Consider the following 16,436-nt stretch of genomic DNA (forward strand, 5'->3'; position numbering starts at 1 on the left):
AACGCGCATTCGCGCCGGAGAACCCATCGATGAACATCATCCGCAGCGCCACGTTCACCGCGGACCGCGCGTGGGGCGCGCTCGACATCGCGAACCTGAACGGCATCACGGTCCGCCTGCACTGGACCGACCAGCCGTATCGATGGCACGTGAACGACGACGAGGAAGTGTTCGCGGTGCTCGACGGCCGCGTCGAGATGCGTTATCGCGAAGCAGGCGTCGAGCACGCGACGGTGCTCGAAACGGGTGACGTGTTCCACGCGGCGGCCGGCACCGAGCACGTCGCGCACCCGCTCGGCGAAGCACGCATCCTCGTGATCGAAACCGCAGGCAGCGTCTGACGGCCGGTGGCCATGCGCCGGGGTCGCGCGGACGGCAAGCGCCTCCGCGCGGCGGGTTTCATCCGGTGATCGTCCCCGTGGCCTGCGACGCGATCAGCTTCGGCTGCGGCGTGCACAGGCACTGGCACAGGTCGTGTTCGAGCGCGACGACCTTGCCCATCACGGTCATCGTCCGCTCGCCGCCGTCGGACACGATCACGCCCGGCGACTTGCAGGCGGCGCAGAACACCGGCGCGCCGAGATAGGCGAGTTCGCGTCCGTCGAACGACGAATTGGCGATCCCGTCGAGCACGACACCGCCGTGGTCGGTCGTGTCGCCCTTCAGAATGAATTTGCGGCTCATGTGTCGGTTCTTCCCTCGGAAATGCCGTGCAGCGCCGCAGCGCGGCCGCACACGGGCAATCGGAATCCGCCCGTCGATCGCGGGCGTGCCGCGAGCATATCACCGCTCGCGGCCGCCGCCTGCCGATCGCCGCGCTCGTCAGAACTTGTGCCGGATACCGATCCGCGCCTCGAACTGGCGGTCGTTCGCGGACGCGCCGGGGCCGTTGATCGCGGCAACCGCCGCGTGCCCCGTCGAATCGGTGCCCGATGCGCGCTGAAAGACGGCGGTCGCATACACGTCGGTGCGCTTCGACAGGAAATAGTCGAGCCCGGCCGCCACCTGGTGGTAGGTCGCGCCGTCGCGGCCGTCCACGCCGCCGCCGCGCGTGTAGTCGTACGCAATGCCGCCGAACAGATAGGGCGTGAACTGGTAGCGCACGCTGGCCTCGACGTTGTTGAACACCGCGTTGCCGGACACGCCGCCGGGGTTCGGCCCGGACGACAGGTCGCCGAGCCCGCGGAACGACGTGTTCGTATACATCGCGCCGAGCGTCACCGCGCCGAACGCGTAGGTGCCGCCCGCCGCCGCGACCTGCAGCGTGCGCGCCGACGCATAGCCGGAATACACGGGCGACAGCATGTTGTTGCCCGGCACGCCGCCGACGACCGGCGCGGGGCTGCCGGTCGTGCCGAAGAACGACACGTTCGGGTTGCGCGCATTCAGGTAGCCGGCCGCGACCACGAGCGGCCCGCGCGTGTAGCCGGCCGTCATCGACCACACCTGGTTGCGTGTCGTCGCGCCCGCGATGCCGCCCACACCGTACATGGCTGCAAAACGGAATCCGCCGTAGTCGTTGCTGGTGAACTTGATCGCGTTGTTGGTCGAGTTCGCGTTGTTCACGTTGTCGAGATCGCCGGGGTGCGCAACCATGTAGCCGCCGAACAGCGCGGCGGCCTCGAGCGGCCCGAGGAAGTCGACGTTGGTATCGTACTGGCGCCCGAGCGTGACGGTGCCGAACGGCCCCGACAGCCCGACGAACGCCTTCTTGCCGAACATCAGCCCGCCTTGCCCGAGCTTGCCGGTGCTCGGGTCGAAGCCGTTCTCGAGCGTGAAGACGGCCGCCAGCCCGCCGCCGAGATCCTCGACGCCACGCAGCCCCCAGCGGCTCGCCTGCTGCACGCCGCCGAGCATCCGCCACGCCGGCTTGCCGCTCACGGTGCCGTTCGGGCCGGCGACCGCAAGGTTGCTCGTGTAGGTCAGCCCTTCGTCGATAATGCCGTACAGCGTCACGCTGCTCTGTGCGTGCGCCGCACCCGCGATCAGCGCGACGCCCGCGCCTGCCAACAGCCGTTTTTTCATCGGAAGGTCTCCATTGCGCGGGTCGAATGGCAAAACGCAGGCGTGCGCGTCCCCCGCAGGCGCGCGGCCTGCTCCGGAGCAAACCGGAACGGTCAGGGGTAAATCGGGGAAGACGGCTAGCGCATCGCGTCGGCGACAACCGCCGGCGGGGCCCAGCGGCGGCCGGCCGCGACTTCGTACGCGTGACCGAACTGCAGCACGCCCCAGTCGTCGCGATAGCGGCCGACGATCTGCATGCCGATCGGCAAACCGGTCGCGCCCAAGCCGCACGGCACCGACAGGATCGGCGCCTCGGTCGACGACAGGTACCAGCACACGCGCATCCAGTCGATGTATGACGTGCTCGCGGCCCCCTGCACATGCGCAGGCGAGCGCAGGTCGACGTCGAACGGCATCACCTGTGTCGTGGGCAGCACGTAGAACGCGTAGCGCTGCATGAACGCGCGCATCCGCTCGAACAGCCGCGTCTTGCGCACGAACATCCGGCCGAGATCGGCGGCCGTCAGCGACCGATGCAGCCGGTATTCATCGTGAATCTCGGGCTTCAGCGCCGCACGCTGCGCATCGTCGAACCCGTCGACCAGCGTGCCGATCATCCACGCGCGCTCGATGCGGAACACGTCCTCGGCGTCCGACAGATCGGGATCGTCGAATTCGACTTCGCAGCCGAGCGCCTCGAACACACGCGCCTGCGCATCGACCGCCCGCGCGATCTCCGGATCGACCGGCACGCCGGGCAGGCCGCGCGACATCGCGATGCGCGTGCCGCGGAAGTCGCGTTCGAGCGGCTGCGCGAAGCGCGCGCCCGGTTCCGCGAGTTCGGTCGCGGTCTCGCCGCTCGGCCCGGCGATCGCCGACAGCAGCAACGCGGTATCGGCCACGTCGCGCGCCATCGGCCCGTCGACGCCGAGCGTCGTCCAGCCGTTCAGGTCGGGCGCGCGCGGCACGCGGCCCGGCGACGGCCGCAATCCGACGACGTTGTTCCACGCGGCCGGGTTGCGCAGCGACCCGCCCATGTCGCTGCCGCACGCGAGCGGATTCATCCCGCACGCGAGCGCGGCCGCCGCGCCGCCGCTGCTGCCGCCCGCGGAACGCGTCAGGTCCCACGGGTTGCGCGTCGCGCCGAACACGTCGTTGAACGTATGCGACCCGGCGCCGAATTCGGGCGTGTTCGACTTGCCGATCATCAGCGCGCCGGCGCTCGCGCAGCGGCGCACGACGAGCGCGTCATGCAGCGGCACGTGATCGGCGAACAACGGCGAACCGTAGGTCGTGCGCACGCCGCGCGTCGCGGTGAGATCCTTCTGCGACACCGGCAACCCGTGCAGCGGCCCCTGCCATTCGCCGCGCATCCAGCGGGCGTCGATGTCGCGCGCACGGGCGCGCAGCACGTCGGGATCGATGACGGTCACGAGCGCATTCACGCGCGGGTTGACCGTCGCGATCCGTGCGAGATGCGCATCGAGCAGGTCGCACGCGCTGATCCGCCGTGTCTTCAGCAGGTCGAGCATCGTGCGGGCGGACAGGTCGCACAGGTCGCCGGCCATGACGTCGGCGGGCGGGGACGATAGCGAAACGGTGGCGGTCATACGGTTCGGGGCGAAGAGGAAGGAAAGCGGGAAGGAAGGCGGCGGCAGCGGTCACGCATCGTGTTCGCTGCGATCCGATGCGAACGCGAGCGCGACGAGCGACAGCACGCCGCAGACGATCACGTACCACGCGGGCGCCGCCGGATTGCCGGTCGCGCCGATCATCCACGTGACGATGAACTGCGCGAAGCCGCCGAAGATCGACACGCCGCCCGCATACGCGATCGACAGCGCGGTGGCGCGCGTGCTCTTCGGGAACAGCTCGGCGAGGATCACGCCGTTCGCGCCGGCGTTGATCGAGTGCAGCGCGGCGAGCAGCATCACGACCGCGTACATCGTCGCGATCGACGGCACCGCGCGCATCAGCCAGAACCCCGGCAGGATCAGCACGGTCAGCGCGATGCGCGACCACAACGCGACGCGCTTGCTGCCGGTGCGATCCGACAGCCGCCCGCCGACCGGCGCGGCGACGAACATCACGACGCCGGACAGGATCCCGCACCACAGCGCGGTGTCCATCGGCAGGTGCAGCACCTTGATCGCGTACGTCGACATGTAATACAGCACGATGAAGTGCGCGGCCGTGCCGCCGACCACGAGGCCGAGCGCGGTCAGCACGGCGCCGCCGTCACGCCGCAGCACGGTGCCCAGCACCGCCGACGAACGCCGCGCGGCCGCGGCCGGCGCATGCTGCTCGATCGCGCTGAAGCGTGCGCGCAGGTAGAGGCCGATCGGCGCGATCAGCACGCCCAGCAGGAACGGCACGCGCCAGCCCCACGATTCGAGCGACGCGGTATCGAGGAAATACGACAGCAGGAAGCCGACGAACGAACCGGCCAGCGCCGCGGCACCCTGGCTCGCGAACTGCCAGCTCGTGTAGTAGCCGCGTTCGCCGGCCGGCGCGCGCTCGGCGAGCAGCGACGTCGATACGCCGACCTCGCCGCCGGCCGAAAAGCCCTGCAGCAGCCGCGCGACGACGACCAGCACGGGCGCCGCGATACCGATCTGCGCATAGGTCGGCAGCACGCCGATCATCCCGGTGCCGATCGCCATCGTGACGAGCGTGAGGTTCATCGCGGGCACGCGGCCGAACCGGTCGGCGACGAGCCCGATCACGACACCGCCGATCGGCCGCGCGATGAAGCCGACGCCGAAGGTCGCGACCGACATCAGCAACTGCTGCTGCGCGGAGACCGCGGGAAAGAACAGTTTGCCGAGCAGCACCGCGAAGAAACTGAACACGGTGAGATCGAAGAATTCGAGGCCGTTGCCGATCGTGATCGCGACAATCAGCTGACGATTGGACGGGGATGCGGCAACGTCGCCGACATGCCCGCCGAACATGCTGTCCGCTCGGGGCGCCTTCATGAAGGTGTGTCTCCGTACTGGTTATGCGTGTCGTGTGCGCGGCCCGTTCGACGGCCTGCGCATGCAGTCTAGGCATTCAAAATACGCAGCCCGGAGCGACATTTTTCGATCGTGATAACGCACGGTTATCGCGTGCTTTCCATGCGGAAACGCGGTGTAGGATACGAACGTCGCCACTGCCGCCGCGCCCCGCCTCGCCGTGAAACACCACCAGCTCCGGGCGCTTGCCGCCATCGCCGAACATGGCAGCCTGCGCGCGGCCGCGCGCGCGATCCACCTGTCGCAGCCCGCGCTGACGAAAGCGATCCGCGAACTCGAACTCGATCTCGGCGTGCCGCTCGTCACGCGCAATGCGCGCGGCGCGCAGCTCACGCGTTTCGGGCAGGCCGTCTATGCACGCGCGCGGCTGATCCTTGCGGAGATGCAGCACGCGCGCGACGACGTGATCCAGCTGTCGGGCGGCAAGGAAGGTGCGCTCGCATGCGCGCTGACGCCGCTGATGTCGCTCGGCTTCCTGCCGGCCGCGCTCGACGCGTTCCGCCAGCGCATGCCGACGATCCGCCTCGACGTGCGCGAAGGATTTCTCGACACGGCGCTGCCGCGGCTGCGCGACGGCTCGCTCGACTTCGTGATCGCGATCGTCGATGCGACTCGGCTGTCGCCGGAATTCACGTTCCGGCCGCTGCTCGAATCGGAACTGATCCTGATGACGCGCGCGAGCAATCCGCTGCGTCACTGCACGTCGCTCGCGCAGTTGCAGGACGCGCAGTGGATCCTCAACACGTCGCCTGAAAGCATCGGCCGGCTGCTGCAGGACGTGTTCGTCGCGCACGGCTATCCGGCGCCGCAGCCGATCGTCGAATGCACGTCGTTCAGCGCGGCGTTTTCGCTGTCGGTGCACACCGACACCGTGTCGTGCGCGCCGAAGAGCTTCATGGAAGTCGACTGGATTCGCGAGCGGATGGTCGCGATCGACGTGGAGGAAACGATCCCGGCCGTGTCGGTCGGCGTGCTCACGCGCCGCGATGCGCTGAACACGATTGCCTGCGACTACCTGATCCACTGCTTCGTCGAAGCCGTGCGCCGGCACGATCACGCGACGCTGCTATGGCGGTAGCGCCGCCATTCAGACGAACAACGCGATACACAGCGCGGCGCCGCACAGATAGGTGCCGAGCGCGCCGATGAAACGCACGGGATTCGGGTTGGCCATCGTCGGCCACGCGAGCAATCCGACGACGAGCAGGCAGCGGCACGCGGTCGCCGCGACGATCAGCGCCAGGATCGCACGCGACGGATCGTGGGCGCCGAAATAGAGAAACAGCACCGCGAGAAACGGCGCGTATTCGGCCGTGTTGCCGTGCGCGCGCACGATCTTGTGCAGCCCGTTCGCCGGATCGGACGCGCCCCCGGATCCGGTGGTGCACCGAAAGCGTGTGACGGACACGATGAGCCCGAGCCCGAACAGCAGCAGGCCGAGGATGGCCGTGCAAACGAGCGCGACGGGATGGATCGGCATGGGACTCCCGGCAAAAGCGGAAATGCGCCGCACATCCGGCGATCGTACCCGTGGCCGGCTCGCGCGGCTATCACGGAAACCCGCAGCATCGCCGTTCGCCGGACACAATTTTACGGTCGGGTTCCGATCCCAATTGTTGCTCCGCCGCACCGCACGAAACCGGTGCATTGCCCGCCTGCCCGGCCGTCCGGGCCTGCCCGCCGACACGCCCGCCACGCGGATGCCTCGGCACGAAACGCGCAAACGTTGCCCTGCGACGGCATGCACCGCCGCAACGCAACGCGGGTTACAGCGCGTCACAGGCACGCACGTTGCGTCGACGCATCTCGGTAGTCAACGCCCTTGGCAGCCCGCTGCGGAGGACTACACTAATCCTTAATGGGGTGCGGCCGGAGCCCGCGCCTTCAGGGAGACGCCGCCATGAATCGGCCGCTGAATCGTATCCTGCCGCGCGTGACCGGTCCCGCATCGGTCTGGACGTGGGTCAAGTGGTCTTTGCTGGCCGCGCTGCTGATCGCCGTGGCGATCGTCGCGCGACTCGTGCAGAGCGAGATCGAAACCTCCCGGCTGCAGGCGCACTATCTGTCCGAGCTCACCCGCGACGTCGGCTACACGGTCGAGACGGGCCCGAGCGATCACATCCGCTTCCCCGCGAACGGCCCGTACGACCAGCGCCTCGGCTACGCGATGATTCCGGCATTCCAGGAGCGGCTGCTCGCGCGCGGCTTCGTCGTCAGCAAGCAGGCGCGCGATTCGCAGCGGATGCTGTCGCTCGGCGATCGCGGGTTGTTCCTCCCGTTCGAAGAGAAAGACCAGGCGGGCCTGATGCTGTTCGACTCGACCGGCGCGCCGCTGTTCGCGACCGTGTTCCCGCAGCGCGTCTATGCCGACTTCGACACGGTGCCGCGCGTGGTCGCCGATTCGCTGCTGTTCATCGAGGATCGCTACCTGCTCGACGCGAACGAGCCGAACCGTAACCCGGCGATCGACTGGGGGCGCTTCAGCCGCGCGCTCGCCGACCAGGCGCTGCACGTCGTCAACCGCCACCAGGCGCGCCCGGGCGGCAGCACGCTCGCCACGCAGATCGAGAAGTTCCGCCATTCGCCCGAGGGCCGCACCGCGACGCCGCCCGAGAAGCTGCGGCAGATCGCGTCCGCGTCGGTGCGCGCGTACCTGAACGGCCCGCAGACGATGCTCGCGCGCCGCACGATCGTCGTGCGCTACCTGAATTCCGTCCCGCTCGCCGCACGGCCGCACATCGGCGAGATCACCGGCATCGGCGACGGTCTCGCCGCGTGGTACGGCCGCGACTTCAACGACGTGAACCGCATCCTGTCCGCGCCGACGACCGGCGACAACGTCGACGAACAGGGCAAGGCGTTCCGCGAGGTGCTGTCGCTGATCATCGCGCAGCGCGCGCCGTCGTACTTCCTCAACCGCGGCTATCCGGCCCTGGAGCGGCTGACCGACAGCTACCTGAGGCTGCTGTCGACCGGTGGCGTGATCTCTCCGGCGTTGCGCGACGCTGCGCTTGCCGCGCAGATCGAACGCAGCGCGCCGCCGGCCGCCGCGCACGTGCAATCGTTCGTGTCGCGCAAGGCCGTGACGTCCGCGCGCGCGTCGCTGCTGTCGGCGCTGGGCATCAGCGACCTGTACCAGCTCGACCAGTTCGACCTGCAGGCGACCAGCACGCTCGACAACGGCGTACAGCAGGCCGTCGCCCAACGGCTCGCGCAGGCGTCGACGCGCGACGGCGCGCAGGCAGCCGGCCTGTACGGTTTCGAGATGCTTGCACCGAAGGACGATCCGTCGCACCTCACGTACAGCTTCACGCTGTACGAACACCGCAACGGCGCGAACCTGCTGCGGGTGCAGACCGACAGCGTGAACGAGCCGTTCGACGTCAATCGCGGCGGCCGCATCAACCTCGGCTCGACCGCGAAACTGCGCACGCTGATCACCTACCTGCAGATCGTGTCCGACCTGCATGCGCGCTACGCGAACCTGTCGAACGCGGAGCTGGCCCGCGTGAAGCCCGACCCGATCGACGGGCTGTCGCACTGGGCGCTCGACTACCTGTCGCATACGCGCGACCGCTCGCTGCAGGCGATGCTCGACGCGGCCGTCGAACGCAAGTATTCGGCGAGCCCCGACGTGTTCTACACGGGCGGCGGCGCACAGGTGTTCTCGAACTTCGAGAAGTCGGACAACGGCCGCATCCTGACGCTGCACGCGGCGTTCGAGCATTCGGTCAACCTCGTGTTCGTGCGGCTGATGCGCGACATCGTCCACTACGAGACGCTGCAGGCGGCCGGCCCGTCGTCGTCGTGGCTCGGAGACCCCGAGCAGCGCCAGCATTACCTGCAGCAGTTCGTCGACGGCGAAAGCCAGGTTTACGTGAAGCGCTACTACACGCGCTATGCGGGCAAGGCGCCCGACGATGCGCTCGCGCTGATGCTGAAGGACGTGCGCAAGTCGCCGCCGAAGATCGCCACGGTGCTGCGCAGCGTCGCGCCGAACGAATCGCTCGCGTGGTTCGACGCGCAGATGCGCGCGCAACTGAAGGGCACGCCGGCCGCGACGCTGTCCGATGACGACCTCGCGAAGCTCTACGCGAAGTATGCGATCGACCGCTTCAACCTCAACGATCGCGGCTATATCGCGAGCGTGCATCCGCTCGCGCTGTGGACGCTCAACTACCTGCGCGCCCACCCGGCGGCGACGCTCGCCGAGGTCCAGCGCGACAGCCGCGATGCGCGTTTCTACACCTACTCGTGGTTGTACAAGACGCGCTACCACGCGACCCAGGACCGTCGCATCCGTCGCATGGTCGAGTTGCGCGCGTACGCGGAAATCACGAAATCGTGGCGCGCGCTCGGCTACCCGTTCGCGGAAGTCACGCCGTCGTACGCGGCCGCGATCGGTGCATCGGGCGACCAGCCCGACGCACTCGCGAAACTGATCGGCCTGATCGCGAACGGCGGCCAGAAAGCGCCGACCGAGACGATTACGCGGCTCGACTTCGCGCAGGGCACGCCGTACGAAACGCGCTTCGTGCGCGCGGCCGCGCAGCCGCAGACGATGCTGTCGCCGGAGATCGTCACCGTGGCGCACACGCTGCTGCGCGACGTCGTGCTTAACGGCACCGCGCGCCGCCTCGCGGGCGGTTTCACGCTGCCCGACGGCAAGACGCTCGACGTGTACGGCAAGACCGGGACGGGCGACCAGCGCTTCAACGTCTATGCGCGCGGCGCGCGGCTGATCGAGTCGCGCAAGGTGAACCGCAGCGGCACGTTCGTATTCGTGCTCGGCGACCGGTTCTTCGGGGTCCTGACGGCAACGGCGCACGAACCGTATGCGGCACGCTACGACTTCACGAGCGCGATGGCCGTGCAGTTGCTGAAGTCGATGGCGCCGGCGCTCGCGCCGCTGATCGAACGCCCGGCCGGCACCGGCGCGCGCACCGCGGGCGCCGCCCGCCAAGCGGAAACGCCCGCGCCGGGTGCCGCTGCCGCGCAACCGTCCTGACGGCCGCGCGAGCGTTCATGCGCCGACGCGCCGCTCAGTGCGAGCGGCCGTCGTAGTGCGTGACCGGCAGCGCATCGAGATCGACACCTTCGAGACAGCGCACGTTGATCGCGGCCATCGCGGTGCCGTTCGGATGAACGCCCTCGCCGAACGTGTGAATCCCGCAGCGCTTGCAGAAGCGATGCTTGATGACGTGCTTGTTGAACATGTAAGTGGCGAGATGCTCGTCGGGCGTGAGGAGCGTCATGTGATCGCGCGGCACGAACCACATCAGCGCGCCCTTGCGCTGGCAGATCGAGCAGTTGCACGCCATCACGCCTTGCAGGTCGCCTTCCACCTCGAACTTCACGTCTGAGCAGTGACAGCTTCCGCGATAAAGCATGGTCGTCTCCCGGTGCGGCCCGTGCGCATCGACGGCGCCCCGGCAGGACACCGTTGGCCAGGCCGATCCAAGCGGGTACAGTAGCGCGCACATGCGCCGCACGCAATGTCCGGCGGCGCCCGTCCCGCCCCTGTCAAAACCAAGGAAAACCGTCATGCTCGAACTGCGCCCCGGCTGCGAATGCTGCGACAAGGACCTGCCGCCCGATTCGACGGAGGCCCGCATCTGTACGTTCGAATGCACGTTCTGCGCGACCTGCGCCGACGAGGTGCTGAAAGGCCGCTGCCCGAACTGCGGCGGCGACTTCGTCGTGCGCCCGCGGCGGCCGGCGAGCCTGCTCGCGAAATACCCGGCGTCGACCGAGCGCATCCACAAGCCGGGCGGCTGCGCGAGCGCCTGACGGCGCCGCACCGCCCGCCGTTTCCGCTCACGACATCTCGATCCGCGCGCGCGTCACCGCGAGCAGCGCCGCCATCGCGCGGCGCGCACCGTCCTCGTCGCGCACGCGAATCGCGTCGCTGACGGCCGTGTGCTCGGCGAGCGACGCGTTGTACACGTCCGCGCGGCGCGCATTCAGATGCAGTTGCGCCTCGAGCGTGCGATCGATCAGCGTGCCGAGCGGCACCAGCAGCTCGTTACCGCCGGCCTCGAGCACGCTCAGGTGAAAGCGCAGGTCGGCGCGCACCCATTCGTCGACATTGCGCGCGGCGGCCATCGCGCGCGCCGCGCCGTCGATCGCATCGAACGTTTCCGGTGTATGCATGCGCGCGGCGAGCGCAGCCGCGTACGGCTCGACCATCTCGCGCATCTCCTGCAGCTTCAGCGCAAACGCGAGCGGCGGCGCGACGCGCGCATACCAGTCGAGCAGGTCGGCGTCGAGCAGGTTCCAGACGCCGCGCGGCCGCACGCGCGTGCCGATCTTCGGCCGCGATTCGACGAGCCCCTTCGACGTGAGCGTACGCAGCGCCTCGCGCATCACCGTGCGGCTCACGCCGTACATCTCCATCAGGTCGGGTTCCCTCGGCAGCAGCGACTCGGGCGGGTAGTCGCCGCGCAGGATCGCCGTGGCAAGCCGGAAGGCCGTCTGTCCATGCAGGTCGCGTCGAATGATCGTTCTCCGTTATGCCGGTACCCGGGCGAGCCGGCTGCCCACTATCTGCGCAATAATGCTATTAATACTATTTTTCATCGGGCTACGCTAGGATAACCGCGAAAGCACGCGACCGTGCACCGCGCCCGACTCTGCCCGCGCCGGTCAACCCTGGAGACCCGCATCGTGAAAATCACCCGCCTCGAAACCTTCGTCGTCCCGCCGCGCTGGTTGTTCCTCAAGATCGAAACCGACGAGGGCATCGTCGGCTGGGGCGAGCCGGTCGTCGAAGGCCGCGCGCACACGGTCGAAGCCGCCGTGCAGGAGCTGGCCGACTACCTCGTCGGCCGCGACCCGCTGCTGATCGAGGATCACTGGCAGGTGATGTACCGCGCGGGCTTCTATCGCGGCGGCCCGATCATGATGAGCGCGATCGCGGGCGTCGACCAGGCGCTATGGGACATCAAGGGCAAGCATCACGGCGTGCCCGTGCATGCGCTGCTCGGCGGCCAGGTGCGCGACCGCATCAAGGTGTATTCGTGGATCGGCGGCGACCGGCCGAGCGACGTCGCGAACAACGCGCGCGCGGTGGTCGAGCGCGGCTTCAAGGCCGTGAAGATGAACGGCTCCGAGGAGCTGCAGATCGTCGATACCTACGACAAGGTCGAGCAGGTGATCGCGAACGTCGCGGCGGTGCGTGACGCGGTCGGCCCGCACGTCGGGATCGGCGTCGACTTCCATGGCCGCGTGCACAAGCCGATGGCCAAGGTGCTGGCGAAGGAGCTCGACCCGTACAAGCTGATGTTCATCGAGGAACCGGTGCTGTCGGAGAACGCCGAGGCGCTGCGCGACATCGTCAACCAGACCAACACGCCGATCGCGCTCGGCGAGCGGCTCTATTCGCGCTGGGACTTCAAGCACATCCTCGCGGGCGGCTACGTCGACATCATCCAGCCCGACGCGTCGCACGCGGGCGGCATTACCGAGTGCCGCAAGATCGCGACGCTCGCGGAGAGCTACGACGTTGCGCTCGCGCTGCACTGCCCGCTCGGACCGATTGCGCTCGCCGCGTGCCTGCAGCTCGACGCGGTCAGCTACAACGCGTTCATCCAGGAGCAGAGCCTCGGCATCCACTACAACCAGGGCAACGACCTGCTCGACTACCTGCGCAACCCCGAAGTGTTCCGCTACGAGGACGGCTTCGTCGCGATCCCGCAAGGCCCGGGGCTCGGCATCGACGTGAACGAGGAGAAGGTGCGCGAGATGGCGAAGACGGGCCACCGCTGGCGCAACCCGGTGTGGCGTCACGCGGACGGCAGCGTCGCCGAGTGGTGAGCGCGATGCGCAGTGCGCGCGGCTGCGCGCCCGCGCGGTAAGCCGCGGCAAGTATCGACTCGAAAACGGCTGCCCGACAGGCAGCCGTTTTTTTCATGCTCGGCGCGACGTGCGGCACGTGCCGGATGGCATCGGCGGCCTAGCGTCGCGCCGTGCCATGCCGCGCGAAACCGGCCGTCAGCCGAGGGCCGCGAACCCCGGCACGCTGAACGACAGCACGGCGGCCGCGACAAACACGCCGATCATCGTCAGCGCTTCGAGATGCAGGATGTTGCGGAACGTGTGCGCATCCTCGGTCGACGCAGTACGGCGCAGGCGCGGCAGCGCCGAGAAGCGGTTCAGGCCGCCGAGCACGAGCGCGAGCGCGACGAGCAGCAGCTTCAGCAGCAACAAGCGCCCCCACGTGCTGCCGTCGAGCGGCGCAAGCGAACCGCCGAGCCCGCGGATCGCATTGAGCGCACCGGTGCCGAGCACGAAGACGACTGCGATGATCGACGTACGCGACAGGTGCTGGCCGATGCGGATCAGCGCGCCGCGTGCGACCGACGAACCGAGCGCCGGCAGCACCGCGAGCCCGCCCGCGAGCACGAGGCCGCCCCACACGGCCGTCGCGAGCAGGTGCAGCGTCTGCACGCCGACCGCCGCGGACAGCGCGCCCGTATCGGCCGCATGGCCGAGCGAGGCCTTGCCGGCCGCGACCACGATCACCGCGAGCCACAGCACCGCGTGCGCGACCGGGCCTTCCGGCTTCGCCAGTGCGACGATCGCGAGCACCACGGCGCCGGCGAACGCGACGCTCCATGCGAAGCCCGTATGCGTCTGCGTGAGCATGACGGGAATCGCGGCGAACGCGCCGCCGAGCCCCGCACCGCTCATCGTCGCGGCCTCGTAGACGAGCCAGCCGAGATCCGCGAGCACCAGCGCCAGCGCCGCCGCAGCCAGCGAATGTTGCGCGCGCAGCCACGCGGGATGCGACGGCGCGACGACCGGACGTGCACCGTCCTTGCCGAGCCATGCCTTGAGCAGCGCCGAGCCGACCGCCATCGCGAACGCGGCGTCCATCAGTGCCGCGAGCGCGACCTGACCGATCCACAAGCTGTCGAACTTCATCGCGCGCACCCTCCCGAAAGCGGCAGGCCGACGGAGCGGCGGCTACGGGACAGACAGCGTGAGGAAGGCAACGGCACGGTAGAAAACGTCATCGATGAATCCGGAAACGGGAGAAATGACTGGACCTGCGGCGGAGGCGGCGCCGCGCGACCCGCGAGTGTACGGTCTTCGATGGTGAAAACGCACGCCGGTTCAACCAGGCACGGTGTAATGCGCGTCAAATTGTCGCAAGTCGCAAACGGACAGGAACCGCTGTCCTTTTGCCAAATAGCCGTCATTACCCATCGATGATAGAATGCCGCGTCGCAGCAGCCCGGCTGCCTTGCCGTCATGCGCCGAGCCGATCGTAGCCCGGACAACAGGTCCCCGTCGAATAAACATGGAGTCTCGTGTGTCTTCAAGACGCCTCTTCCGTCCGCTGCTCGCCGTTCTGATGTTCGGCAGCGCGGGCCTTATGAGCGCTGCCCAAGCGCAGACCAAGCCCACGGAGCAAGCGCACGCCCAGCAGGCGCCGCTCAAGGCACCCGATACCATGGCCGAGCGCGTGCGCGGCTGTACGGCCTGCCATGGCGTCCACGGCCAGGGCACGGACAACGACTACTTCCCGCGTCTTGCCGGCAAGCCGGCCGAGTACCTGTACAACCAGCTCGTCAACTTCCGTGACGGCCGGCGCAAGTACCCGCCGATGAACTACCTGCTGACGTACCTGAACGACGACTACCTGCGCGAGATGGCCGAGCACTTCTCGGCCGAACGCCCGCCGTACCCGGCGCCGGCGAAGCCGACGCTGCCGGCCGCGACGCTCGCGCGCGGCAAGCAGCTCGTCACGCAAGGCGATCCGTCCCGCAAGCTGCCGGCCTGCGTGGCCTGCCACGGCGCGACGCTGACCGGCATGCAGCCGGCGATCCCGGGCTTGGTCGGCCTGCACGCCGACTACCTGAGCGCGCAGATCGGTGCATGGCGTTCGGGCAACCGCCACGCGAAGGCGCCCGATTGCATGCATGACGTCGCTGCGAAGCTTTCCGACGAAGACGTGACGGCCGTGACCGCATGGCTCGCCGCGCAACCGGCGCCCGCCAACCCCGTGCCGGCACCGGCGCGTTCGATGAAGACTCCGCTCGCCTGCGGCAGCGAACCGCAATAAGGCAAGGGAGACAGACACAATGAAACGCAAGTCCCTGTTTGCAATCTCGGCCGCCGCGATCGTCGCGGCCGCTGCCCTCGTCCCGGTCCTGTGGCCGGGCAACGACACGCTGCACGGCGCTTCCGCCGTCGCGGCCACGCCGGCCGACCAGGCCGCGCTGATCAAGAAGGGCGAATACCTCGCGCGCGTCGGCGACTGTATCGCGTGCCACACCGTGCGCGGCGGCAAGTCGTTCGCGGGCGGCCTGCCGATGGCAACGCCGTTCGGCACGATGTACACGCCGAACATCACGCCGGACGACCAGGCCGGCATCGGCAAGTGGACGTCGGACGACTTCTACCGCGCGATGCACACGGGTCGCTCGAAGGACGGCAGCCTGCTCTACCCGGGCTTCCCGTTCGCGAGCTACACGAAGGTCACGCGCGCTGATTCGGACGCGATCTACGCATACCTGCGTTCGGTCGCACCGGTGTCGGTGCCGAGCCGTCCGCACGAACTGAAGTTCCCGTTCAACAACCGCAACCTGCTGATCGGCTGGCGCACGCTGTTCTTCAAGGAAGGCGAGTACAAGCCGGATCCGACGAAGTCGGTCGAGTGGAACCGCGGTGCTTACCTCGTCGAAGGCCTCGGCCACTGCTCGATGTGCCACACGTCGATCAACATGATGGGCGGCCCGGTGAGCTCGTCGGCGTTCGCCGGCGGCCTGATCCCGCTGCAGAACTGGTATGCGCCGTCGCTGACGAACGACAAGGAACTCGGCCTCGGCGACTGGCACGTGCAGGAGCTGTCCGACCTGCTGCAAGCCGGCGTGTCGCACAAGGGTGCGGTGTTCGGCCCGATGGCGGACGTGGTCCACAACAGCCTGCAGTACATGAGCGACGAAGATACGCGCGCGATGTCGACGTACCTGAAGTCGATCCCGCAGAAGGCTGAAGCGCCGAAGAACATGCAGTACGAGCCGTCGAAGCAGTTCGGCAACGCGCTGTTCGACCAGGGCAAGAAGATCTACGCGGACAACTGCGCGACCTGCCACGCCGAAACCGGCGCCGGCAAGCCGCCGGCCTATCCGCCGCTCGCGGCCAACCACTCGATCATGATGGAATCGGCGGTCAACCCGATCCGCATGGTGCTGAATGGTGGCTATCCGCCGAGCACGTTCAAGAACCCGCGTCCGTACGGCATGCCGCCGTTCGCGCAGTCGCTGTCGAACCAGGAAGTCGCAGCAGTGGTAACGTACATCCGGATGTCGTGGGGCAACAACGGTACGCCGATCTCGCCACAACAGGTGAGTGACCTGCGTTCCGCGCCGCTTGACTAAATAACGCGTGACGCAAACGGGGCGCGGC

General features: G+C 68.4%; 15 protein-coding genes. 7 read left to right on the plus strand and 8 right to left on the minus strand.

The window, feature by feature from the left end; all coding sequences use genetic code 11:
- Positions 1-29 precede the first annotated feature (29 nt).
- Entirely contained in the window at positions 30-341 is a 312-nt protein-coding gene (locus ACPTTF_RS14495) for a cupin domain-containing protein (RefSeq protein ID WP_166963452.1), read from the plus strand.
- A gap of 58 nt (positions 342-399) precedes the next feature.
- Here the strand turns inward: ACPTTF_RS14495 and ACPTTF_RS14500 are convergent, their stop codons facing one another.
- From ACPTTF_RS14500 to ACPTTF_RS14515, 4 genes are all read right to left on the minus strand, one after another.
- Positions 400-684 carry a PAAR domain-containing protein gene (locus ACPTTF_RS14500; protein ID WP_166963454.1) on the minus strand — a complete coding sequence of 95 codons (285 nt, stop codon included), beginning with the start codon at positions 682-684 and terminating at the stop codon, positions 400-402.
- Positions 685-822: 138 nt separating this feature from the next.
- Positions 823-2,025, minus strand: coding sequence for a porin (locus tag ACPTTF_RS14505; RefSeq protein WP_423371547.1), 1,203 nt, complete (start codon positions 2,023-2,025; stop codon positions 823-825).
- A gap of 116 nt (positions 2,026-2,141) precedes the next feature.
- The gene (locus ACPTTF_RS14510) at positions 2,142-3,614 is read right to left on the minus strand and encodes an amidase (RefSeq protein WP_423371548.1); all 1,473 of its coding nucleotides are present in this window, start codon (positions 3,612-3,614) and stop codon (positions 2,142-2,144) included.
- 51 nt (positions 3,615-3,665) lie between these two features.
- A complete protein-coding gene (locus tag ACPTTF_RS14515) occupies positions 3,666-4,982 on the minus strand; it encodes an MFS transporter (protein ID WP_423391165.1) in 1,317 nt (438 codons plus the stop codon).
- A 199-nt stretch (positions 4,983-5,181) separates the two neighbouring features.
- Between ACPTTF_RS14515 and ACPTTF_RS14520 the strand changes: the two genes are divergently transcribed.
- Positions 5,182-6,099 carry a LysR substrate-binding domain-containing protein gene (locus ACPTTF_RS14520; RefSeq protein WP_423371550.1) on the plus strand — a complete coding sequence of 306 codons (918 nt, stop codon included), beginning with the start codon at positions 5,182-5,184 and terminating at the stop codon, positions 6,097-6,099.
- A 9-nt stretch (positions 6,100-6,108) separates the two neighbouring features.
- On the opposite strand, the gene ACPTTF_RS14525 is transcribed toward ACPTTF_RS14520, so the two are convergent.
- The gene (locus ACPTTF_RS14525) at positions 6,109-6,501 is read right to left on the minus strand and encodes an MAPEG family protein (protein WP_423371551.1); all 393 of its coding nucleotides are present in this window, start codon (positions 6,499-6,501) and stop codon (positions 6,109-6,111) included.
- 420 nt (positions 6,502-6,921) lie between these two features.
- Here ACPTTF_RS14525 and ACPTTF_RS14530 point away from each other — a divergent pair, with 420 nt between their 5' ends.
- Positions 6,922-10,029 carry a transglycosylase domain-containing protein gene (locus ACPTTF_RS14530; RefSeq protein ID WP_423371552.1) on the plus strand — a complete coding sequence of 1,036 codons (3,108 nt, stop codon included), beginning with the start codon at positions 6,922-6,924 and terminating at the stop codon, positions 10,027-10,029.
- Positions 10,030-10,063: 34 nt separating this feature from the next.
- Here the strand turns inward: ACPTTF_RS14530 and ACPTTF_RS14535 are convergent, their stop codons facing one another.
- Positions 10,064-10,411, minus strand: coding sequence for a GFA family protein (locus tag ACPTTF_RS14535; RefSeq protein ID WP_423371553.1), 348 nt, complete (start codon positions 10,409-10,411; stop codon positions 10,064-10,066).
- A gap of 154 nt (positions 10,412-10,565) precedes the next feature.
- Here ACPTTF_RS14535 and ACPTTF_RS14540 point away from each other — a divergent pair, with 154 nt between their 5' ends.
- The gene (locus ACPTTF_RS14540; protein ID WP_423371554.1) at positions 10,566-10,811 is read left to right on the plus strand and encodes a DUF1272 domain-containing protein; all 246 of its coding nucleotides are present in this window, start codon (positions 10,566-10,568) and stop codon (positions 10,809-10,811) included.
- Positions 10,812-10,838: 27 nt separating this feature from the next.
- On the opposite strand, the gene ACPTTF_RS14545 is transcribed toward ACPTTF_RS14540, so the two are convergent.
- Entirely contained in the window at positions 10,839-11,522 is a 684-nt protein-coding gene (locus tag ACPTTF_RS14545) for a FadR/GntR family transcriptional regulator (protein ID WP_050781594.1), read from the minus strand.
- Positions 11,523-11,687: 165 nt separating this feature from the next.
- Here ACPTTF_RS14545 and dgoD point away from each other — a divergent pair, with 165 nt between their 5' ends.
- Positions 11,688-12,836: a galactonate dehydratase gene (dgoD, locus tag ACPTTF_RS14550; RefSeq protein ID WP_021160175.1), complete on the plus strand. Its 1,149-nt coding sequence runs from the start codon at positions 11,688-11,690 to the stop codon at positions 12,834-12,836.
- Between the two features lie 177 nt (positions 12,837-13,013).
- Here the strand turns inward: dgoD and ACPTTF_RS14555 are convergent, their stop codons facing one another.
- Complete coding sequence (locus ACPTTF_RS14555) at positions 13,014-13,946, minus strand: CopD family protein (RefSeq protein WP_166963472.1); 933 nt, start codon at positions 13,944-13,946, stop codon at positions 13,014-13,016.
- A 379-nt stretch (positions 13,947-14,325) separates the two neighbouring features.
- On the opposite strand from ACPTTF_RS14555, the gene ACPTTF_RS14560 reads away from it, so the two are divergent.
- Both ACPTTF_RS14560 and ACPTTF_RS14565 read left to right on the plus strand, forming a co-directional pair.
- Positions 14,326-15,090: a c-type cytochrome gene (locus ACPTTF_RS14560; RefSeq protein WP_423371555.1), complete on the plus strand. Its 765-nt coding sequence runs from the start codon at positions 14,326-14,328 to the stop codon at positions 15,088-15,090.
- A 19-nt stretch (positions 15,091-15,109) separates the two neighbouring features.
- Entirely contained in the window at positions 15,110-16,408 is a 1,299-nt protein-coding gene (locus ACPTTF_RS14565) for a c-type cytochrome (protein WP_166963476.1), read from the plus strand.
- Positions 16,409-16,436: the final 28 nt, after the last annotated feature.

It is taken from the genome of Burkholderia crassaminum, from assembly GCF_964265005.1.
Lineage (GTDB): Bacteria > Pseudomonadota > Gammaproteobacteria > Burkholderiales > Burkholderiaceae > Burkholderia.

Coding starts and splice junctions, on each gene's coding strand:
- ACPTTF_RS14495 (WP_166963452.1), top strand. CDS start 30: ATGAACATCATCCGCAGCGCCACGTTCACCGCGGACCGCGCGTGGGGC.
- ACPTTF_RS14500 (WP_166963454.1), bottom strand. CDS start 684: ATGAGCCGCAAATTCATTCTGAAGGGCGACACGACCGACCACGGCGGT.
- ACPTTF_RS14505 (WP_423371547.1), bottom strand. CDS start 2,025: ATGAAAAAACGGCTGTTGGCAGGCGCGGGCGTCGCGCTGATCGCGGGT.
- ACPTTF_RS14510 (WP_423371548.1), bottom strand. CDS start 3,614: ATGACCGCCACCGTTTCGCTATCGTCCCCGCCCGCCGACGTCATGGCC.
- ACPTTF_RS14515 (WP_423391165.1), bottom strand. CDS start 4,982: ATGAAGGCGCCCCGAGCGGACAGCATGTTCGGCGGGCATGTCGGCGAC.
- ACPTTF_RS14525 (WP_423371551.1), bottom strand. CDS start 6,501: ATGCCGATCCATCCCGTCGCGCTCGTTTGCACGGCCATCCTCGGCCTG.
- ACPTTF_RS14530 (WP_423371552.1), top strand. CDS start 6,922: ATGAATCGGCCGCTGAATCGTATCCTGCCGCGCGTGACCGGTCCCGCA.
- ACPTTF_RS14535 (WP_423371553.1), bottom strand. CDS start 10,411: ATGCTTTATCGCGGAAGCTGTCACTGCTCAGACGTGAAGTTCGAGGTG.
- ACPTTF_RS14540 (WP_423371554.1), top strand. CDS start 10,566: ATGCTCGAACTGCGCCCCGGCTGCGAATGCTGCGACAAGGACCTGCCG.
- ACPTTF_RS14555 (WP_166963472.1), bottom strand. CDS start 13,946: ATGAAGTTCGACAGCTTGTGGATCGGTCAGGTCGCGCTCGCGGCACTG.
- ACPTTF_RS14560 (WP_423371555.1), top strand. CDS start 14,326: ATGGAGTCTCGTGTGTCTTCAAGACGCCTCTTCCGTCCGCTGCTCGCC.
- ACPTTF_RS14565 (WP_166963476.1), top strand. CDS start 15,110: ATGAAACGCAAGTCCCTGTTTGCAATCTCGGCCGCCGCGATCGTCGCG.